This is a genomic window from Bacillus sp. JUb11 (assembly GCF_024807925.1).
Lineage (GTDB): Bacteria > Bacillota > Bacilli > Bacillales > Bacillaceae > Bacillus > Bacillus altitudinis.
This window is the reverse complement of the sequence record NZ_JANUEZ010000003.1, coordinates 328,382-350,504: the sequence shown is the minus strand read 5'-3', so window position 1 is coordinate 350,504 and position 22,123 is coordinate 328,382. Positions and strand designations below refer to the sequence as shown.

The 22,123-nt window shown below is 37.4% G+C and carries 18 protein-coding genes; 8 read left to right on the top strand and 10 right to left on the bottom strand.

The features are described 5' to 3' along the window. Positions 1 to 70 precede the first annotated feature (70 nt). The 5 genes from M2369_RS07790 to M2369_RS07770 all read right to left on the bottom strand — a co-directional run bounded on the left by M2369_RS07790 (position 71) and on the right by M2369_RS07770 (position 6,980). Positions 71 to 1,249 carry a response regulator aspartate phosphatase gene (locus M2369_RS07790; protein WP_041508040.1) on the bottom strand — a complete coding sequence of 393 codons (1,179 nt, stop codon included), beginning with the start codon at positions 1,247 to 1,249 and terminating at the stop codon, positions 71 to 73. A 658-nt stretch (positions 1,250 to 1,907) separates the two neighbouring features. Further along, positions 1,908 to 2,669 carry an ABC transporter ATP-binding protein gene (locus tag M2369_RS07785; RefSeq protein WP_024720456.1) on the bottom strand — a complete coding sequence of 254 codons (762 nt, stop codon included), beginning with the start codon at positions 2,667 to 2,669 and terminating at the stop codon, positions 1,908 to 1,910. Between the two features lie 13 nt (positions 2,670 to 2,682). Further along, positions 2,683 to 5,010 carry an FtsX-like permease family protein gene (locus M2369_RS07780; RefSeq protein ID WP_259253934.1) on the bottom strand — a complete coding sequence of 776 codons (2,328 nt, stop codon included), beginning with the start codon at positions 5,008 to 5,010 and terminating at the stop codon, positions 2,683 to 2,685. Next, positions 5,007 to 6,260, bottom strand: a complete 1,254-nt coding sequence (locus M2369_RS07775) for an MFS transporter (RefSeq protein ID WP_259253933.1) — start codon at positions 6,258 to 6,260, stop codon at positions 5,007 to 5,009. Before M2369_RS07775 ends, M2369_RS07780 begins: the two co-directional genes overlap by 4 nt. Before the next feature lie 69 nt (positions 6,261 to 6,329). Then, positions 6,330 to 6,980, bottom strand: coding sequence for a TetR/AcrR family transcriptional regulator (locus M2369_RS07770; protein ID WP_008347371.1), 651 nt, complete (start codon positions 6,978 to 6,980; stop codon positions 6,330 to 6,332). Positions 6,981 to 7,140: 160 nt separating this feature from the next. On the opposite strand from M2369_RS07770, the gene M2369_RS07765 reads away from it, so the two are divergent. The 8 genes from M2369_RS07765 to M2369_RS07730 all read left to right on the top strand — a co-directional run bounded on the left by M2369_RS07765 (position 7,141) and on the right by M2369_RS07730 (position 17,254). Beyond that, positions 7,141 to 8,253, top strand: coding sequence for a CdaR family transcriptional regulator (locus M2369_RS07765; protein ID WP_259253932.1), 1,113 nt, complete (start codon positions 7,141 to 7,143; stop codon positions 8,251 to 8,253). Between the two features lie 117 nt (positions 8,254 to 8,370). Then, on the top strand, positions 8,371 to 9,642 hold the full coding sequence (locus M2369_RS07760; RefSeq protein ID WP_098680419.1) for a GntP family permease: 1,272 nt from the start codon (positions 8,371 to 8,373) through the stop codon (positions 9,640 to 9,642). Positions 9,643 to 9,671: 29 nt separating this feature from the next. Then, positions 9,672 to 10,811, top strand: coding sequence for a glycerate kinase (locus tag M2369_RS07755; RefSeq protein WP_259253931.1), 1,140 nt, complete (start codon positions 9,672 to 9,674; stop codon positions 10,809 to 10,811). A gap of 267 nt (positions 10,812 to 11,078) precedes the next feature. Continuing rightward, positions 11,079 to 14,189, top strand: coding sequence for a CDP-glycerol glycerophosphotransferase family protein (locus tag M2369_RS07750; protein ID WP_259253930.1), 3,111 nt, complete (start codon positions 11,079 to 11,081; stop codon positions 14,187 to 14,189). A 66-nt stretch (positions 14,190 to 14,255) separates the two neighbouring features. Next, entirely contained in the window at positions 14,256 to 14,594 is a 339-nt protein-coding gene (locus tag M2369_RS07745) for a zinc ribbon domain-containing protein YjdM (protein ID WP_024720449.1), read from the top strand. A 328-nt stretch (positions 14,595 to 14,922) separates the two neighbouring features. After that, positions 14,923 to 15,852 carry an ABC transporter ATP-binding protein gene (locus M2369_RS07740; RefSeq protein ID WP_008347360.1) on the top strand — a complete coding sequence of 310 codons (930 nt, stop codon included), beginning with the start codon at positions 14,923 to 14,925 and terminating at the stop codon, positions 15,850 to 15,852. After that, complete coding sequence (locus M2369_RS07735) at positions 15,849 to 16,799, top strand: ABC transporter permease subunit (RefSeq protein WP_061420727.1); 951 nt, start codon at positions 15,849 to 15,851, stop codon at positions 16,797 to 16,799. Before M2369_RS07740 ends, M2369_RS07735 begins: the two co-directional genes overlap by 4 nt. A 26-nt stretch (positions 16,800 to 16,825) precedes the next feature. After that, positions 16,826 to 17,254 carry a DUF4064 domain-containing protein gene (locus M2369_RS07730; protein WP_047946709.1) on the top strand — a complete coding sequence of 143 codons (429 nt, stop codon included), beginning with the start codon at positions 16,826 to 16,828 and terminating at the stop codon, positions 17,252 to 17,254. A 44-nt stretch (positions 17,255 to 17,298) separates the two neighbouring features. Here the strand turns inward: M2369_RS07730 and M2369_RS07725 are convergent, their stop codons facing one another. From M2369_RS07725 to M2369_RS07705, 5 genes are all read right to left on the bottom strand, one after another. Beyond that, positions 17,299 to 18,627: a CitMHS family transporter gene (locus tag M2369_RS07725; protein ID WP_061420725.1), complete on the bottom strand. Its 1,329-nt coding sequence runs from the start codon at positions 18,625 to 18,627 to the stop codon at positions 17,299 to 17,301. A 257-nt stretch (positions 18,628 to 18,884) separates the two neighbouring features. Continuing rightward, positions 18,885 to 19,181: a hypothetical protein gene (locus M2369_RS07720; protein WP_041508030.1), complete on the bottom strand. Its 297-nt coding sequence runs from the start codon at positions 19,179 to 19,181 to the stop codon at positions 18,885 to 18,887. A gap of 9 nt (positions 19,182 to 19,190) precedes the next feature. Then, positions 19,191 to 19,724: a stage II sporulation protein M gene (locus tag M2369_RS07715; RefSeq protein ID WP_025208269.1), complete on the bottom strand. Its 534-nt coding sequence runs from the start codon at positions 19,722 to 19,724 to the stop codon at positions 19,191 to 19,193. After that, a complete protein-coding gene (locus M2369_RS07710) occupies positions 19,721 to 20,428 on the bottom strand; it encodes an ABC transporter ATP-binding protein (protein ID WP_061420723.1) in 708 nt (235 codons plus the stop codon). The genes M2369_RS07715 and M2369_RS07710 overlap by 4 nt, the downstream gene beginning before the upstream one ends. Beyond that, positions 20,425 to 22,122 carry a hypothetical protein gene (locus tag M2369_RS07705; protein WP_041508028.1) on the bottom strand — a complete coding sequence of 566 codons (1,698 nt, stop codon included), beginning with the start codon at positions 22,120 to 22,122 and terminating at the stop codon, positions 20,425 to 20,427. Before M2369_RS07705 ends, M2369_RS07710 begins: the two co-directional genes overlap by 4 nt. Position 22,123 lies beyond the last annotated feature (1 nt).

Below are 22,123 nucleotides of genomic sequence, written 5' to 3'. Positions count from 1 at the left end.
GAGGCAAGTGGTTATTTGTATTGTATCGTTTTATGTTCCGATAGGTCGTTCTGTTGGGCCAAGATTTGTATCATTTAACGAATTGTAAGACACCGTTTGTCCGAAAACAACGATGGCTAAAGCGAAAATGAGTAAACTCACTTTTTTCATCATAATTCCTCCAATTAAGTGTAGTGTGTTCCAATTGATAGGCATCCTTCAAAAAGAGGTATGCTTGGTGAATTGAACCCAGCTCTTCAAAGTGTTTGGCAGCTAGTGCACTTAATTCACGGGCACCTTCAACATCCTTTAATTCTTTCAGAATACTGATGTCATCGAAACAGGTTTGAGCTTTTTTGGATATGTCTTCAGTGAAATATAGGTGGTAGAGAAAATTCATTTTTGCTGTATAGATGGGGTTTCTGTCTATTTCTTGTTTTTGTTTGACTAATTCAAAATAATAGAGAGCTTGCGACTTTTCATCAATGGAGAGTAGCTCTTTTAGTAACATAAACATGGAGTGTTCGAAATAACAAGATGAAAGGTAGTCATCATCACTAAGAGCCTTTTCTAGGGCATCAATACATTTTTTTGATTCTCCAGCTTCGGCATATAGAATACTGATATTGTGATAAAGCTGTGATGCTAGAAAATGATCGTTTAATTGATTTGAGATGTGTAATGCTTTTGTGTAGTAATTCTCAGCTCTTTTGAAATCGCCAATATCCATGAAGTTGGTGGCTGCGATCACAAAAGCTGCTGCCAGTCTTCTTTCATAGCCATCATGACCTTTGAAAATATCGATAGCATTCTGAATATAATGAAGTGAAATCAGGCTTTGGCGAAGCAGCATATATAGGTTTGCGACCTTCGTATGGAATTCTGCTACTTCTATTTCATCAGGAATGTTTTGTAGTTTTTTCTCAGCAATTTTAAACAGTCCGATGGCTGATGCATAGTCTCTGTTATATGAAGCGTAAAGGGCTTTATATAGGTAAAAATAATATTCAATTAAGTCGTTTGTTTTAGAAGGGTATTCTAGCACTGTCGGTTCATTCAGTTTTTTACCTCTTCGTTCATATAACATGAGCTTAAACTTGCCTTCTAGCAATGAATAGTAGGTCAAGACCTCCTGATTCTCTTCCATCTCTTGAAGTAATTCCTTTAATTCTGTGTAGATTGTCTTTGCATTGTGCACATCATGCTTACGAATGGCAATTCGCCAATCATTTAAACGGTTCCCCACCTGTTCAGCTGAAATGATTTTCATGGAAATTTCACCTCTTTAACATCCTTTCGCCTGTTTCAATAAAAAACGATATCACAATTTTTGGTAAAATATAATCGTTTCTGGGAGGTGATTGACAGGAGGTAATAAAAAGGACCTTATGTCATGAGATGTACGTTATTGTATTGATGATTGATTGTTTATTCAAATGAGTAAAATCTTTTTTTGGAAGTCTAAAAACGTTATAGATACTATTAGTTTTAAGTTTATGGTCGAAAATACCATCCGAATATATGAAATAAAGCTTTTTTAGCTATGAGAGAAGAACAATGAAAGGTCGATCTAGAAGGGAAAATCAGTTATGATGTTGCTAGATGATTTTGGAAAAGAAACTGGTAGTTACTGAGAAAGGCGAATATCCGAGACAAGTGTTGACCTTTCAGAAAGGATGTTGAAATGAAAAAAAGATTTCAAATGTTAAACTGGCAAATGACAATTGTGATGACGACGCTTTTACTTGTTTTAGTCACTCTTTATATCTCAAAGAGATACTTTTATAGCAAAGAAATTGAGTTGCTGACAGAATCTTGTCAACAAGAAGACGGCAAAATCATACTAGAAACAAATAGTTTGACTATGGATTACTCCTTTGAGTGTAAGAAAAAATAAAACAGGCAGATTTCTGCCTGTTTGACACCAATTAAAACCCTAAGTTTTGTAACCACTTGTTTAACAAGGCCTCTCGTTTCTCAGCGGTAAAGCGATCGTATTTTCCTAAATTTAAATGGGCTGAAATTTCACCGTCATTCATAAACAAAATTCTTTCAGAGCAAAGGGCCACTTTTGGATCATGGGTGACGAGTAGCAGAGTTGTTCCTTCAGAATTGATTTGTGAAAAAATATCCATGACTTCCTTTGTGGTGCTTGAATTAAGAGCACCTGTGGGCTCATCGGCAAAAAGAATGTTTGGTTCATTCATAAGAGCTCGACAGATAGAGGCTCTTTGGAGCTGTCCTCCTGATACTTCTGATAAATATCTATCAGCTAAATGATCAATATCAAGTTTCTCCATTAAATATTTCGCTCGTTCATTGATTTCTTTTCTCGGCATTTTCTTCGCTAAGTAAGCTGCAGCAATGATGTTATCAAATAGATTGAGGTTTTTTAGTAAGTGGCTGTGTTGAAAGACGAATCCCATCTCTGATAAGCGCAAAGCTGTTAACTGTTTGTCTGTCATTTCTGATAGCAGTTGACCGTTATATTTGATTTCCCCTCTGGAGGATGTCTCTATACCGCTAAGTTGATAAAGCAAAGAGGTTTTTCCACACCCTGAAGGTCCCATAATGGTGACAAATTCTCCACGTTTAATGGTTAAGTGAATATTTCTAAGAATGGTCTGTTTTTGTCCTTTTAATGAATCAATTTGTAAAGACAATTGCTTCGCTTCAATTAATTGTTCCATGTGAAACATCTCCTTATGAAAGAGTATGACGACTGATTTTACTAGAAAAAAAGGACTTCAATAACCACGAGATGACAGTTAAATTCACCATAAACATCAGGAGAGGATACACGATCCAAACCCATTTCGGGGCTAACCACTGAAGGCTGGATGCTCCTAATGATGCTCCGCCTGCACTCATCAACGCCGGACCAATAGTATGAACAGTGATTGCTCCAATGAAGGCGCCAATAGAGAGAACGACGATAAAACTTGTTAAGTATTGATAGGTTAAATCTTTTTGAGAAAAACCAATCGTTCTTAACAAGTGAGTACGATTTAAATCTTTCGCCCTTAACATGTGCAGAAACATCATTAACATTAGGCTGGCTGTTCCAAAAGCTGCGATGGTTGAAAATAATGCAATCACTTTTACTAGAGATGCGGTGCTTCCTATTGTTTGATGCACATATTCTTTCATATCTGTCACTTTTGCAGGAGACATATTTGTTTCAAGTGCTGCTTTTTTCTCTGCCATATCTATTCCTTGTTTTAATTGTATTTGAATGGTTTTCCAAAGGGATGAATGAGGAAAAGGCTGAGATAATGCTTTAGCTGTTTTCCCTCCGTTGGTGACGTCTTGATAAATGCCGGTAACCATTTTTTGAACTTGCTGTCCATTTGTGGCGAGAGTGACTTTTTCGCCTATCTTTTTCTGAAGTGAGTCAGCACTCAACACCGATAAAGCAATCTCTTCCTCCTTCAACGGTTCCCGTCCTTGTAAATAGGTGAGAGGGAATGCTGATAGATCACCTGTTTCTAAATAGAGCGTTTCTAATGTATTCTCCATTGTTTTGGCTTGTAGAGAAGTTGTTTCATAGACGGCAGATGTTTGAATGTCTTGGTCTACGCTAATCATAGACTCTATTTTATTTGTACTTTTCTCTAAATGATTTCCCTGCCGAATATCAATTCGAAGGTCACTTTTTCCTGAGCCAAGATATGTGACGAAATCGGGTGATTGTAATGTGTACCATAACTGAATCGGCATTAACATTAAAAATGTACAAAGCGCAATAATACAGGTAATTGTTGAATACATCTTTATTCGCGAGAACAGATCTTTCAATCCAAACCAAAAATTGACTGGGAGGAATCTGTTTTTCTGGAGGTACATAGGAATTTGTTTTTTACGGCTTGGTGAGCTTATGCCGCCTTGAATAGCTTGAGCGGCTGATATTTGACCAAATCTCCTTAGGACAGTATAGCTGAATGAGATGACGATCATTGCCGTCAAAATTGACACCAAAAGCGGAATCACCTGATGAATAAAAGAGAAGCGATTCCCCATATATTGCTGAATATTGGCTGTAAACAAATCACCAAACATGAGTGTCATCAAATATCCTGCTATACACCCTATACAGGCAAGCACAGCATACTTCCCAACGTATAATTGTTTGATTTTTGATAAAGGGATTCCTAGTACTTTTAAGATTCCAATTTCACGTTCATCCTCTTCTATAGCGGCGGTCATAGCGAGACGAAGAGAGAGGAGGGAAATGCTAATGAGCAGAAAGCAAACAAGAAGGAGAATGGCGATCACCATACCATCTGTTAGGGCATTCAGCATGCGAAGCAGGGGTAATGTGACAGCAGGCCCCTGTTGTGGCAGCTCAGATGATTGATAGAGTGATTGAAAAGCATCTGCTTGACTAGCATCATGCAATAAAAATTCAATTAAGTACTCCTTTTTTTGAAACACTTGATTCAGTGCTACCCAGTCCGCATCATGCAGAAGAAACCTCTTTGAACTGACAAGACTTGGATTCATTTGGGCATCTCGTAAGAACGTTTTGATTTGAAAAGAGAATTGATGAGAGCCTTTTGAAATGAGTAACCTTTCGCCAATCTTTAAATGGTATTTTTGTTGAAAATAAATAGGGACTGCTACTTCTCCTTTATTTACAGTGAGCTTTTCATTTCGTTCGTTTAAAAGGAAATCAAAATAGCGATTTTGCTTTACAAATAAATGATCCATCACACCCGCTTGAGCAGGCTCCTGCCCGAACTTGATGCTGACGTGTTCGATCGGAATCATTGGAACAATTTGATGTGCCTTCACCATCGACTGTTTACTTGAAAATATATCGACCGCTTTTTCATCTAAGCTGCCATCGTGCATTTGGACAAAGTCTGGTGCTTTGGCTGATTGGAGTAGATCAGAAATGGAACCATTCAGCTGGACCGTCATTTGCGCAGCGCTTGTTGCTAAAAATGATGTCATCATGATGCAAAGGGTTAAGCCGATTGAAATGAGACGGTGGCGGGTTAGGTCTTTCTTGATAAACGTCAATCTCATGAGGCTGATTCTCCTTCATGTCGAAGCATATTTTTTGTAAGGAAGGCAAGTGCAAACATCAAGGCACTCACGATTAACACGGTCACATACATGCTGGCGGAAAAAGTGTTGAACAAGAACCCGTACATCATTTGCCCGAGCGGTGCAGCACATTGAGAGACCATTGTTAGATTGGCCATGACTTTTCCTAATTGAGCATTGGGTGTTTTCTTTTGCACATGTGAGATAACAACGATCGAAATCATGGTGAGCAGCATAGCAATTGGGAGACACCCTGCTAAAAAGAGAAAATAGGCTGGAAATGTACCAAATTGAAGAGCCACCTTGGATGTTGAAAATGCAACAGGCAGCAAAATGACTGCGATGACGAGCAGCCAGCGATACAAAGTAGGAATACGCCAATGTTTCGCTACAAGCCCAACTAGCAGGGCACCTGCGATGACGGCAAACTCAATGATGCCCATTCCTATTCCATACATGATGTCACTGCTTTTCATTGTGACTCTTAAAATAATGGGACCTCCAACGATAAAAAATGGTGTGAGGATGAAATTTAGCAGCGCTGCAAGCAGCATGGCTCTTTTTAAAAATGACTGGCTTCCGATATAGGAAAAGCCTTGTTTCATATCTTTCAAGAGTACTTTGGTCATCGGTTCTGCGAGTGGGCTAGGTGAGAAAGAGATATTTAACCGTAAAAGCATGCATGCTGATAGAAAAAATACAATGCTGCTAGCGCCTATGATGACCTGGCTCCCAATGAGTCCGTATAAAACGCCACCAATGATAGGAGCGACAACACCTGAAAGGGCCTGCACGCCATTCACGATGCCATTCGCTTGTTCTAATTTGTCTTCTTTCACTAGCTGAGGAATACTGGACATCACAGCAGGAGCATAAAACGTACTCATGACACCAAGGAGAATCATGACGGCTCCAATCATATAAAGTGAATCATGACCTGAAAATAACCAGAAATAAAAAGACAGAATCATAATGCCAGTAAGAACATCAAATAAAATCATCAAATTTCTTCTGTTAAACCGGTCAGCAATTGCTCCAGCTAATGGCGAAAGGAGGAGCGGGATATTGGATAAAGCGAAAAGCAGAGCATATAAATCAACACGATGTGTCATATCCAAGACGTGTAAAGATAGAACAAAACGAATCAAGGAAGACCCGAAAACGGAAATAATTTGCCCGAGCACGAGGTAGATAAAGTGGGTGGAACCATTTTTGGCTGATAACGACATGAAAATCACTCTCCTTTTAGACCGACCGTCAGTCTATAATGTATGCAGGATTGGTATTGAAGTGACCAATCACTGATTATTGTCTTCCGGTTCTCCAGTTAAACGTTGGAGAAGGAAGGAGAAACTCCCCTTTTCTGCATGTAATGAGGCTTCAAGGATTGCGATAAATGCTAGAGCTCGTTGTATGCTTTCCGCTGTGGTCCATTGGAAAAGTCCCTCATCAAAGATAACCTGTGCAGAAGCGAGGAGAAATTCGACAGTTTCTTGCGGGTAATCCGTTTGAAATATCCCTTCTTCTACCCCTTGCTGAATGACTTCTGCTAAAACGGGTGATAGCTCTGTAATGGCTTTGATCAAGCTTTTTTGATGCATCTCTGCATTAGCAGGCTGATGAAATTGTTCGATCATGCCTTCTTTATGGCTGCCCTGTTTAGGAGATTGTGCCATGATGATGCGAAATAATTTATCAACCACTGAGATATCTGGATCAGCGGCAATACGCTTTGCCTCGATGATATCTGCTTTTATGATCCGGTCAATGATTGCATCCATCACTTCTTCTTTGGAAGTAAAGTAATAATAGAATGTGCCTTTTGCAATGCCAACGGCTTTGAGGATGTCAATAATTGTGGTTTGCTGATAGCCTTTGGTTGAAAAAAGCTTCTCTGCTGCATTTAAGATGTCATTTTTGCGTTCCTCAGGATGTTTAACGGTTCTCATAAAGCCATCCTTTCTTTTGACTAGACTGTCGGTCGGTCCCTTGATTCGATTAAACACTTTTTGGCGTATCTTTGTCAATGGCTGTTTTTTTTAGCTTTGCATTTATTGTGCAATGACACTATGATACATTGAATGAAAACCCCTTCAGGAGAGATGCTGAATGCAATTTTTAACCAGTGAATTGGCGCAAGAGATGGTTGAACGTACGATGCATATTTTACATCAAAACATCAATGTCATGAATGCAGATGGTGTCATTATTGGGTCTGGTGAACGAAAAAGGATTGGACAAAAACATGATGGAGCACGTCTAGTGCTGTCAAGCGGAGATAGTGTGGAGATTGATCAGGAGACATCCCGCCGCTTAAAAGGCGTGAGACATGGAATCAATCTGCCTATTTGCTTTCGGGAACAAGTTGTTGGTGTCATTGGGATTACGGGTGAGCCAGAGGGCATTCGTCATCATGCTGAGCTGGTGAAAATGGCAGCTGAGCTCGTTTTAGAGCAATCTTTTCTGCTTGAACGCTTCCAGTGGCGGCAGCGAATAGAGAGTGAAATTGTGAATCAGCTCATCTCCGAATCTGACATGGGTGATCATCAGCTGAAGCACCGTGCTGACTGGCTTGGAATGGATTTAGACAAGCGGCGAATGGCTATTGTTTTTCAGCCGATTCCATCGTCTGAGGACACTGTACATAAAATGATGCATGCCATTCAATACGATAAGAATGCGGATGATTTACTAGGCATGACCTTCCGTCATGAATTGATCCTGTTAAGACAGCCGATATGTGACCATCAATTCAAGCATGTGATCGAACAGCTGCAACAAACAATGGCAGGTGCAGTTGATGGACAAGTGCTAGTGGGTGTAGGAACTGTCGCTGAGGACATGAGTCAATTACCGTTGTCCTTTCAGCATGCGAGAGAAGCCCTGCGGTTAGGAAAGGTGCTCCATCCAGAGGAAAGCATATATGTTTTTGAATCTTATCAGCTTGAAAGCTTGTTTATAAAAGCGAGAGCCGCCAAAGAGGGCAAACGGTGGAGTGATTTTTATCATCCGCTGATACAAGAAACGGAACTCGTTCAAACGTTAAAGGTTTACATTGAAGAGGGCGGGGATTTACAAAGAATCGTTGATCGTCTATTTATTCACCGTAATACACTGCGATATCGTTTAGATAAAATCCAGGCATTGACCGGAAAAGATCCTCGTCATGTGAAACAGTTGATGGAGCTGTACATAGCACAATTGGACAATCAACTGTCTTAATTGTGCATTTGCACAACTGGATGAAGAAATAAATAAAAGAAGTTCATCTGGATTCACAACTCGATCCCAATGGGTAAACGCTTACAATTAAGAAAAGACAATCAGGAGGGATGGAGTATGGGTGGAGATGTGACAGTAAGTACATTGGGCGCATTGACTGCGCTTGTGATCGCTATTGTTCTTATTTTAAGAAAAGTATCACCTGCTTATGGCATGCTGGCAGGCGCATTTATTGGCGGTTTGGTTGGCGGTGTAGATGTTGTGCAGACCGTGAACGTCATGATGGAAGGCGCAAAGGACATGATTCCGGCTGTTCTCCGAATCATGGCGGCAGGTGTACTGGCAGGTGTTTTAATTGAGTCGGGTGCTGCGTTATCTATTGCGGAGGCCATCGTGAAAAAGCTTGGAGAGGCGAGGGCACTTTTAGCACTCGCACTTGCAACAATGATTTTAACAACGGTGGGTGTTTTTGTAGATGTAGCAGTCATTACAGTAGCACCAATCGCACTTGCCATTGCCAAGCGTGCAAAACTTTCTAAAACGGGTATTTTACTTGCGATGATTGGAGGAGGGAAGGCTGGGAATATCATGTCACCGAATCCGAATGCCATTGCAGCCTCTGATGCTTTTGGTGTCCCGCTTACTTCCCTGATGGCGGCAGGTGTCATACCGGCTATTTTCGGGATAGCCGTCACGTATGTTTTAGCCAAAAAGCTTGCGAATAAAGGGACACCTGTTTTGGAAGAGGGAGCTGACCAAGGCGAGGTTCAAGTACCTGGTTTTCTACAAGCGCTTGTAGGCCCGCTTGTGACCATTCTCTTGTTAGCCTTGAGGCCGTTGTTTCAAATAAATATTGATCCAATGATTGCCTTACCAATAGGAGGAATTGTTGGCGCTCTTTTCATGAAAAAAGGGAAGTTTCTCAATGATTATGCGATGTCAGGGCTGCATAAAATGTCAGGTGTAGCGATCATGTTACTAGGGACAGGTACATTAGCTGGAATTGTATCGAATTCTTCCATGAAAGAGGTATTTATTCAGGCGCTTGACGCTTCGGGATTACCTCCTTACTTGCTTGCACCAACGTCTGGAATTTTTATGTCAGCAGCCACAGCTTCGACAACTGCAGGGACGGCAGTTGCAAGTGGTGTATTTAGCGGAACTCTTATTGGTCTTGGTGTATCTGCCCTTTCAGGCGCAGCTATGATTCACGCTGGCGCAACTGTGCTAGACCATATGCCACACGGAAGCTTTTTCCATGCAACGGCTGGAAGTGTTCAAATGGATATAAAAGAACGGTTGAAATTAATGCCCTTTGAATCGTTAATTGGTTTGACATTAACCGTTGTATCGACCATTATCTTTGGTATTTTCCAGCTGTTCGGCTGAGGACTTAATGAGAAACGAGGGGTTTTTGGATGAAGATTGTGATCGCACCAGATTCATTTAAAGAAAGTTTATCTGCTTATGAGACAGCATGTGCCATTGAACGAGGATTTCGCTCTATTTTGCCAGATGCAGAATATATGAAAATCCCAATGGCAGATGGAGGAGAAGGCACAGTTCAATCGTTAGTGGATGCGACAGGCGGAACCATTGTCAAGCAAGTGGTCACGGGCCCGCTTGGCAAACCTGTGGATGCCTTTTTTGGTATGTTGGGAGATGGGCAGACAGCTGTCATAGAGATGGCAGCAGCATCAGGATTACATCTTGTCCCGCCAGAAAAACGGAACCCCTTATTCACGACGTCTAGAGGGACAGGAGAATTAATGCTTGCAGCGCTGGATAAAGGAGCGAAGCATTTAATCATTGGGCTTGGCGGAAGCGCAACAAATGATGGTGGCGTTGGCATGATGCAAGGTTTAGGTGCTTCTTTTCTCGATAAAGCAGGCCAAGACCTCACGCCGGGCGGTGGATCACTGAATCAATTAGCTACTATTGATCTATCTCGACTGGATCCAAGATTGCAATCAGTCCGTCTGGAAGTGGCGTGTGATGTGGATAATCCTTTAACGGGTGAAAGAGGAGCGTCTGCTGTGTTCGGTCCTCAAAAGGGAGCAGATACAGAAATGGTTCAACTGTTGGACAAGAATTTATCTCATTTAGCACAAGTGGCTAAGCAGCAGCTTCATGTCTCCTTTGGGGATGCGGCAGGTGCAGGAGCGGCAGGAGGACTTGGTGCGAGTTTATTAGGCTTTTTACAGGCTGATCTGCAAAAGGGAATCAATATTGTACTGAAAGCCGTACATTTTGCTGACGTACTAAAGGACGCTGACCTAGTCATTACAGGGGAAGGGCGGATTGATCAGCAGACCATTTACGGCAAAACGCCAATCGGTGTAGCCAAAGCTGCGAAACAATATGGACTCCCTGTCATTGGCATCGCTGGATCCCTCTCAAAAGACAGTGCAGTCGTACATGATCATGGCATTGATGCACTTTTTAGTATTGTCCCTGGCGTCACGACTCTGGCTGAAGCCATGCATGATGCTAGTGTGCATGTAGAGAGAACAGCAAGGAATATTGCGGCTGCGATACAATTAAGCCGGATGATTTAAAAAACTTGTAGATGTAGATCTACAAGTTTTTTATTATGAAAGTTCTGAAATAACCTTTGAAAACGGATTGAAATCACTATGATATAGGCCCAAAAACAATTTATAACAACTATTCAATTTTGAGATTTTGAATTATAATGTTTAGGATGTCAGTTGGAGGAAATTAGTCCCTCATTGTTGATATATGTTTATGAATTTATAATTTTTGTGAGATTACTTTGTAGTAAGTTGATATAAGTGAAAAATAATTAAAAGGAGTTTTTAAATTTGAAGAACATCAGGGACAAAAAATTGTGGATTTTTAATGCTACTAATTCATTTGTAGGAAATCCTAAATGGTTATTCATTTATGTGAATAAGTATCGTCCAGATATTACTGCATATTGGATGTGTGACGATGAAGAAGTAATTAATAGAATTAGAAGTTTAGGGTACAATGCAGAATTGTACTCTTCTAAAAAAGCAGATAAAATTAAACAGCAGGCAGGGGTTTTTGTTGTACATCAAGTAAAAGAACATATACCTGTATTATTTAAAGACGAAGTTGTCATACTTAATCTATGGCATGGCGTTGGATGTAAATCTATAGAGAGAAAAGTTAATTCAGTCCAATTAAAAGAGAGAATATATAAAAAGTATATTAAATACAATTCTGTCTTTAAGAACAACCAACTCTTTCTAGTCACTTCCCCTTTAATGGAGAATCATTTTAAAGAACAAGTAGGCATAGATGATGACAAAATAATTAGAGCAGGATATCCTGCTGTAACTTATAAAGAGCCATTCTCTTCTTATAATCATGATGTTTTAAAAGAAAAAGGGCTACCTGAAGATACAAAAATTGCATTATATGCTCCTACATTTAGGGATGGATCTACTACTGCATTTTTCGGAAGAGCAATTCCTGATATGGAAAAATTAGTAGAAACACTAAAAGAACAAAATATACTAATGATCTTTAAAATGCACTATTTGGTAAATAATGATTATCAATATAATCTTCTGAAAGAAAAGTACAAAGATTGTCCACATTTACTATTCTGGAATGAAGATAATGATATCTATGAGATCTTCAATAAAATTGATATCGCTATAATGGATTATTCTTCAATATTTTATGATTTGCTTGCAGCTGGTGTCAAACATTTCACACGATATATCTTTGATTATGATGAGTATAATAATTTGCGAGATTTCGTTTTTGATTATAAAGAGATGACTTTTGGAAAAATTAGTAATAATTTTGGAGAGTTATTGGATTACCTGAGCTCTTACGAAGATAATAATGAAGAAGATAGAAGAGAAGAAATTTATGATTTGTTTTGGAAATACACAAATGATCATTCCTTTGAGGAAATTATTGAAAAAACTCTAAAGTTTAGTCCTGAAAAGAGGGACTTTCCTACTTTATATAGTTTTGATCTTTTTGATACGCTCATTCAAAGAAAAACTCTGGAGCCTGTAGGGATATTTTTCTATGTTGGAGAGGCTGCTAGATACAGTGGCCTTAAATTCCCTTCATATTTAGTTGAAAACTATCCACGTGTTAGATCTCAAGCTGAATCTTATGTAAGGGATTATTATAAGAAATCTTTAATTATTCGGGAAGATGATAGATTAGAAATCTTCTTCGATGATATTATGTCGAGGTTACAGGAGCTATATCATTTAACTGATCAACAAGTGGAATTTTTAAGAGCAGAAGAATTTAAGGCAGAAATAGAAAATATTGAACCTATGAAAGATAGAGTACAATACGTTGTAGATCTAATTAATCAAGGGAATGATGTTGTTCTTATTAGTGATATGTATTTACCTAAAGCGGTTATCCTCGAGATGCTAAAAAATGCAGATGAACGTCTTGCTGAATTACCTTTATTTTTATCAAGTGATTATGGAGATCAAAAAACAACAAGAAAACTCTATTTAAGAGTGTTTGAGGAAATGAACTATAATTACAGTAAGTGGGTACATTATGGGGATAATCAAGTGGCTGATTTTAAAGCAGCAAAGTCTTTAAATATTGAAGCTATACATCATAAAATGACAAAATTTAATGCATACGAAAAGCAGCTAGTCAATAGAACAAGAACCTATGATTCTTATTTAACTTCAAATTTATTTGCAAGATTTAGAGAGACAAATAAAGATGAAACTAGTTATTATGCTTATTCCTATGTAAGTCTGTATTTTGTTCCCTATATTCATTGGGCAATTAAACATGCAATGAGAAAAGGAATTGATACGCTTTATTTTATTTCTAGAGATGGTTATTATCTTAAGCTTATAGCGGATTCAATTATTGAGGCGAATAAATATGATATAAAGACCAAATATATTTATGGTTCAAGAAAGGCATGGAGGATTCCATCTTTTATCGATAAAGTGGATGAAGAATTCTATTCTGTGTTTGGAAATTTTGAAGGAATGACAGATTTCGCAAGTGTACTAGATGCACTATCAATGAATGAATCTAAATTCGATGAGATTTTCCCAGAATTAAGTCATTTAAAATCTATTGATAAGATTGATAAGAACACAAAAGAAGCGATTAAAACAACAGCCAAAAACTCTCTAAAATACGAAGCCTATTTATTAAGTAAAGCAAAAGAAGATAGAGAGATCATTACCAAATATTTAAAACAAGAAATAGATTTTAATGAGCGTTTTGCATTTGTAGAATATTGGGGAAGAGGTTACACTCAAGATTGCTTAGATCGGTTACTAAATGACGCATATGGAAGCGAAATAGAGACAATATTTTACTATGCAAGAAGTATTTATCCAACAACAGGGACTTCAGTGCGTTATAATTACACTTCTAAAATGACATCACTAATATTCGTTGAGTCATTATTTGCCAATATACCATATCAAAGCATCACGAGCTATTTTGAAAAAGATGGTATAATTAAGCCGGTGATCAAATCAAGAAGGTACGAAAAGAAACTTCATGATGCCATTAAAGATTATACTGTAGAATTTATTAACCATTTCTATGCTCTACCGCTTACAGATGAGGACAATATTGAGAGAAGTTTATATGATTATGCGGTTGATTATTTCCGAGTACACCCTACAGATCCATACATCTTGAATGTATTTGCTCCTCTGAAGGATTCAGTGAGACTATATGAACCGGAAGTTGAATATGCGCCTGAGATTACGTTAAAAAAGGTCATGCCCAAATTGATCGGGAAACCGATTGATTTGGAGACAAAAAATATGAAAATGTCGGTCGCAAGGTCTTCAAAAAGTATTAAATTTCTGCATAGGTTAGAAAAGAAATATCTTGAGAAAATACAAAAGAGAATAAGAAATAGAATGGCAAGAAATAAAAAAATACTCAAAAATATATCTAATGTATTTAAAGTCTAATTAATAAATCGGAAGGATATCTGTGAGGTGTCTTTCCGACCACTTTATTCTTTGGAGGAAACACAAATGTCTAATCTACCGAATTGTCCATCGTGCAGTTCAACTTATACATACGAGGATGGCAGCATGCTTATTTGTCCAGAATGTGCGCATGAATGGTCGCTAGAACAAGAACAAGCGGAAGAGGAACAGCTTGTTGTCAAAGATGCGAATGGAAATCTATTAAGTGATGGTGACACGGTCACTGTGATCAAAGATTTAAAAGTCAAAGGTTCTTCTTCGGTTTTAAAAATAGGAACGAAGGTCAAAGGGATTCGTTTAGTCGAAGGTGATCATAATATTGATTGTAAAATTCCTAGCTTTGGCGCGATGAAGTTAAAATCGGAGTTTGTGAAGAAAGTATAATATATGAAAAGAGGCTGTCGATCATCAGCCTCTTTTTTATTTCGATATTTATAGGTGAAAGGTATAATCTTAAACATCATTTCATACATATGTACCTATTGAAAATCATTCTTTTTTAAAAAAATCAAGCCTCTTTTCTTATAAAAATTCACTCTTTTCTTAACTCTACCTTAAAAAAGGCAGATGATTCTCTAAATTTTGCCTAATCCCCTTCACAACTTTTGGGCATTGCTGTACCATATGGAAGTGTTCTTCTATTTTTGACGGATCATGGTGTTTATCAGGAAATAGATGATAGATGATACTTAGACAAAGAAGGAGAGGTAACGTGACGAACGTTTTAGAACTGCAAAATGTATCTAGGCATATTCGCGGGAAAAAGATTGTTCAAGACTTGAGTTTCTCTGTTCAAGCGGGCGAAGTCTTTGGCTTCTTAGGGCCGAATGGCGCAGGAAAAACGACAACCATTCGCATGATGGTCGGTCTTTCTCCCATTACATCCGGTGACATTCTGATTAATGGTCATAGTATTCAAACCTCATATCAGCATGCCATCCAAGATGTCGGTGCAATTATTGAAAATCCAGAAATGTATAATCATTTAACGGCAAGACAAAACCTTGTTCATTTTGCCAGAATGAATGGAAAAGTGGATGAAGGTCGAATTGATGAACTGCTAGAACTAGTTAGTTTGCAGCATGTGAAACATAAGCGTGTCCGTACGTTTTCATTAGGAATGAAGCAGCGTTTGGGGATTGCTCAGGCATTGATACATAAACCGAAACTGCTAATCTTAGATGAGCCGACCAATGGACTAGATCCAGAGGGAATTCGTATGATACGAGATTACTTGAGAAGGCTGGCAAAGGAAGAAGGGCTTGCTGTCATTGTTTCAAGTCACCTCATGTCAGAAATGGAATTGATGTGTGATCGTTTTGCTATTATCCAAAAAGGAAAGCTGATTGCGATTGAGGATCAGCGTGCAGAGACGAAGCAGGATGATTTGGTCAATTATCGAATGAAAGTAGCATCAAGTGAGCTTGAAGAAGCTCAAAAGCTCATTGAAGCATTTGAGGAAGGCATCACAGTTAGAGAAGAGGAGCAGTACTTATTCTTCTCCATCCTAGAAGAGAAAATGCCACAATTGATTCGTCATTTGAGTGAGGCTTCTATTCATTTGTACGAAATCAAAATAGAAAAACAAACCTTAGAAGATAAGTTCTTAAGCTTAACAGGTAAAAAGGAGGCAGACGTATGATTCGCCTCATTCAAAACGAGTGGATGAAAATCAGTTATCGTGTGGGTACTTGGATTATGGTTGGGCTTCTTGTTTTAGGTATGATTGCGACGTTGATTTTTGCTGTTAAGACAAATGACGGAGATCAAGCATCCGGTGATTGGAAAACTGAGTTACAAGAAATCAATAAAGCAAAGAAGCAAGAATTGAAAGAGGATAATATAAGATTTTATAAGAGATCCCTTGAAACCGAAATAGCGATCAATGAGTATCGAATCAAACATGATTTACCTCCAGCCGATCAATTCGGTAAAAATGCATGGACTTATGTGAAAACAAATGCTAATTTGCTTCAGCTGGTCGGTGTATTTGTGATTATTATTGCAGCCACAATTGTCTCGGCTGAATATAAGCATGGTACAATTAAATTATTACTGATTCGTCCGCCATCCAGGTTGAAGGTTCTTTTGTCTAAATACTTTACCGTTCAACTATATTCACTTTTCCTGATCGCTGTCCTATTTATCTTATCCTTTATCTTAGGTGCGATATTCTTTGGACTAAACAATGATTATGTGTATTTGGCTTATCAAAATGGTGAAGTCATTGAACGGTCTCAGTTTGCAAATATGGTCTCTTATTATTTGGCGCATTGTGCTATGTTTGTTGTATTAGGGACACTTTCTTTTGCCATCTCAACGGTGTTTAGAAGTGAGGCCATTTCCATAGCGATTAGTGTATTAGCCTATGTTGTCGGAGCATCCATCACAAGCATTTTGATGTTCTTCTTTGATTGGGCGAAATACTTATTGTTTGCCAACGATCCTGTACAGTATTTCGCAGAAACACCTACTTATATCGAAGGCATGTCCCTAGGTTTCTCACTAACGGTCCTAGTCATTTATTGGGCCATCTTCTTGGCGGTTGCTTTAATCGTCTTCCAAAAGCGAGAAGTAAAAACAGGTTAATTTAACTTTTTAGGAGGTTTCTATCAATGATTAAGCGTAAAGGTGAAAAAATTATGGGGATTATCAGTATTGTCCTCAACGTAATTGGTGTTGGTTTTGGGGCGTTGATGCTTTCTGTGGACCCAGCATTTTATGAAGAAATGAATGAAGTGTTAAAAGAGGAAGGCAGCGCCTTGCCAGTTGAAACACTTGAGGCATCGGTTCATGCCTTTGGCGTTCAGTTTATGGTTGTTTCCGCAATTGCGGCTGTCTTAGCCCTTGTTGGTGTGATTGTTTTGAAAACAGACCGCCGTGCCGTGCTTTCTGGTATTCTTTTCTTGGTTTCGGCTGTGACTCTTTTAATTGGAACTGTTGGTCTTGCTTTCGTTCCGATGATCTTGTTGCTGATCGTTGGATTGATGTCACTCATTAGAAAACCGAAAACAGACATTCACACGAGTGAATATCCTTCATAATTCAAAAGAAAAAGACATGCGCTGGTTTGCGCATGTCTTTCTTTTTATATGATGCCAATCAGTTTGGCGATGATGAGTAAAACGATACTGAACCCCCACATCCAAAAGAAGGAGTAGCGGATATGTTTCCCCATATCGACCCCTGCAAGACCGATGGCAAGCCATACAGCAGGTGCAAGGGGGCTGACAAAGGTGCCGATGATATTTCCAATCATCATGGCGTATGCCGCAGATGTCCCTGACACACCAACCTCTGATGTAATCGATTCGACAATCGGCAAGAGTGCATAATAATAGGCATCCGTACTTGTCAGCATATCAAGCGGAACCCCAAATATCCCCACAATGATATGTAAAAATGGCAGTAAGAAAGCTGGCAAAATGTGAATACTGTCTACTGCAATCGCCTTCAGCATGCCCGTTCCTTCAAGAATTCCTAAAAAAGAACCTGCGGAGAAAATTACAGCTGCCATCATTAGTGCACTTGGAGCATGCGCCTTAATTCTCTCCATTTGTACATTCACATTCGGATAGTTCACCAAAAGTGCTAGTGAAAGACCAATCATAAACATATAACTAGCAGGAATCACGTTCAGCACGAGAAGGACAACAACAGCTAAAAATAGAATGAGGTTGACCCACATTAAGTGATAACGCTTTAAAGACGCATCGCCTGTTTCGCTGATCGATTGAATAGCACGATCCCAATCGGCGCCTTCTAATTGGACAGCAGCTATTTCATTTGCCGCGATTTTCACCCGAATTCGTTTTTCTTCTCTTTTTCCTAAAATGAATGCCATTCCTAATATGAGCACAACCCCGATCAACTGAATTGGAATGAGCGGTACCCACAGTTCAGATGGGTCCATATTAAGGACACTCGCTGCCCGTCCTGTGGGGCCGGCCCAAGGCACCATATTGGTTAATCCAGCACTTGTCCCGATTAACAATAGTAGTAAGTAAGGACTCATATGTAATTTTTTATAAAGTGGAAGCAGTGCAGGTACAGTTAATAAAAAGGTTGTAGCGCCTGCTCCGTCTAAGTGTGCGATGACTCCAATCAAGGCAGTTCCCATCGCAACTGTGACAACATTCCCTCTGGTCAGCTTGATTAACGTTTTAATTACAGGTTCAAAGAACCCTGTATCTTGTAAAATGCCAAAAAATAAAATGGCGAAGATGAACATGGTCGCCACTGGCAAAACTTTGATAATCCCTTGTTCAAAGAAAGTTTGAATGTCATTGATACCAAATCCCGCGATGAGCGCCCCTATTAAAGGCACCATGACCATGGCGACAATTGGACTTGCTTTCCCCCAAATCAGCAAAACAACAATCGTTAAAATAATCAACAATCCAACAAACGTTAACATAAGCCCCTCCCCCTACAATAAACCGTTTACATTTGTTTGTTTTTTTACCAATGCAATCCCACATTTGCATTGAAAAAAAGAGTATCAAAAATATGAGTATTAGGCAACCGCTTTCATACCTATACAATGGTAAAAAAGGATGGTGAATCCAATCGTGGCGCGGTGTTCAACATGTCAAAAAATTTAGAAAAAAATCCACTTAAAATGGTAAAATAAAAAACGTCTGTTTCGGACGTTTTTTATTAACAGTTGATAATTTACTTGATCCAGAAAAATGTCACTATAATTAATAGTAATAAATATAATGCAGAGCAACCTCTATAAATTCCTTTATTAAATTGTAGGGGAGGAGATATAAAAGTCACTAAAATGGTTGGACCAAACAAAGTGATTAAAAAAAATCTATAATCAAAAAAGAAAGTACAGATTGATAAGAGTATTGAAAAATAAAATACAATTATAAAAGAACTATTAATTGTGTTTTTAGAATCTCCCTTGTTTTCCTCTAAATGATCATCTAGTAATTTATCTATCTTTTTTTTATTAATAAACATAAGGACCTCCTATTGAATTTTTTTTAGTAAAAAGGGCGTTAATAATGCTTCTGTTAAAGCAGCAAGTAATGTCAACAGACATATCACCATAGTAAAAAATAAAATATCCGAAAAGAAATGTTTCTTGGGGGAATGTAGCCCTCTTATTTTTAAGTAGACAAAGTCTAACAATTTGAAACCAAGTGAACCTGATAATATCATGGCAGGAATTTCAAAGATACCATGAGGAATTAAAGCAGTTAATATATATAACAAATTGTTACCATGATCGGTAATACTTTGTAAAGAGGATAAGCCTACTAAAAATCCATTTAATAATAATAAGATAGATGTCAAAATACCAAATGTAAACATTGAGAAAATGAGAAATAAATTTGCAGCAAAGTTATGTTTGAAATATCCCAGAACTGTAACTTCATCAACAGTTTCTGGACTAAGACTAGGTAGAATATTGTTAAAAATAACCCCAAGAACTATACCTGCTATGTATAAAATACTTGCTATATAAAGTATACGTTTATTTCTGATTATTATTCCTGTCATTTTAGTAAAGTATCCATATCTTTTATAATTAAATCTTCAAAGTGCTGAATGTTTGTAAGGTGATCATATTCTTTAACAAGAGCACCGTTAATTAAAATACCAACTCTATCACATAGTTGTTGAGCGATATTAACAAGGTGTGTAGACATGATCACAGTATTACCTTGTTCGGCATAACGTTTAAGAAAGTTTTTCATCATCTTTGTAGTGGGAGGATCGAACGCACCTAATGGTTCGTCTAATATTAAAACTTCAGGTTCATGAATTATGGCTCCAGCAACAGATAATTTATGTTTCATACCAAATGAAAATGTAGAAATCATATCATTCTCATTTTGTTTTAAGTTAAATTGATCTAACAAAACTTCAATTCTATTATCCTTTATTTCAGAGGGTACGTCTTGTAAGTCAGCAATAAATTCCAGGTACTCTCTAGGGGTTAAATAATGATAGATAAAAGGAGAATCAGGAACATAACCTATATACTTAAGATAGGAAGATCTCTCAGAATATATAGTTTTCTCCTTGATAGTAATATTACCTTCGTATGGTTTCATAATCCCGAGAATACATTTTAAAAGTGTTGATTTTCCAGCACCATTCGGTCCTAGTAATCCATATACCTTACCTTGCTCTATTTTTAAATTTATAGATTTTAAAATTTGTTTATCTTTATATTTGAAAGATAGATTCTCAATTTTCATGTTTTCATCTCCCAATGTTTCGTTCCTATTCTTTTAATCCAAAAATAATAAAATAGAGAAATTCCAATGAAAAATAGACATGTTCCAGTCACAATAAGTAAAAAGAATATACTCCTATCAATAATTTCAAAAGTAACGAGAGCACCTGAGACCCCATACAATTGAAGGTAAAATGCTAGTAGTACCCCAAGAATAGTATGTTCAAAAAATGAGGCTTTAACAGACGAACCAATATCCTCTAAATTTTCCCAGTCTAAACGAGGATAGAGGAAAGTACCTATCACTTGGCCAGAACCTATAATAAGACTAATTGAATTAATCATGATATACAAAATAATTTGAGTCATAGTATCTAAGTTGAATAATAATAATATAACTAAAAATAATGAATTCATTATAATAAGAATTATAGATAAATGCAGTATTGATTTTCCTGCAATCAACTTGAAGATAGAAGCGCCTGAATTCTTATAAATATATAGATTTTCGCGCTCCGCATCTGCTGAAGTTATCCCAAGCAAGCCTTCTCCTAATAAAGAAGTGTTGTAAGTTACGGCAAATAAAATTGGATAAATAACAAAAAGTTCCGAGAAGTCAAACCACTTTTGATTTAAACTAATTCCTACCAATACACCTAATTCTATTGCAATCATATTTACAGATAGCACTAAGCGTCTCTTGATAGTAAAATTAGCTCTTAATAGAGCAGTAAGATCCTTTTTTAAAATTGCGATATTTTGCCGGGGAAAGAAATTTATTAAATAATTTAAAAAAGGTAATTTGATTGGTTTTATTCTCGGCAAAAGATTATTAGGTGTTGCTTCCTTTATAAGCAACACTTTCAAAACTATTAGATAGGAAATAGAGAGTAAAAGAAATCCTAGTGCAATTAAACCTAAAGAATATATGATAAATAAATAGATATCACTTTTTGTTGAAAGTAGGTACCAGTTAGTAGGCAGCCATGTGTTTGTTAATATCGTCTCTAATCTAAATACAGATATGAAATTTTCAATAGCTTCAAGAAGATCTTTTTCATAAAAGTAGTTAAGTCCGATCCAACCAAAAAAAGTAGTTGAAAGAGCAGATAAGAGTGCAATTCCTATAAAAGATAACAGACTAATTAACCTAGAATTCAAGATTTTGTATAAAAATTTAGAATAAGTGATATATGTGAGTAATGAGTAAATGCATGTAAGGCCAAAGATAAATATAAATAGTGGTACAAATGATAAAAAAAGGTATAATTTATTACTTGTATAAAAATTTATGAAAAAAAGTATAGGGAATACTATTATTGTTAATTTGAATAAAACATTTAGAAAAATTGTTGTGAAAAATCTCGATAATAGAACTTTTTTGGGATCTGTCTTTAAAGTATGTAAAAGAAGGAAATCTTCAGGGTATACATATCGATGTAAAATATCAGTTGATGATTTTAAAATATTCAAAACAAAAAAAAGAATAATAAAATTTGTACCTAATGATAAGATATGGACTGGTACATTAGGCAAAAGAGTAGTTGAAGCCTTATATAGAATAAAAAGGTAGACTAAAAAAAAGGGTGTAAAAACAAAAATAAGTCTATTTGATTTTAGTAAATTTTCGCTTGATGGGAAAAAGTAAATCAAACGGTTTAAAGTACGTCTATATGTAAGTTTAAAGTTTGCCATAAAAACTTTTTTGTTGAGCATT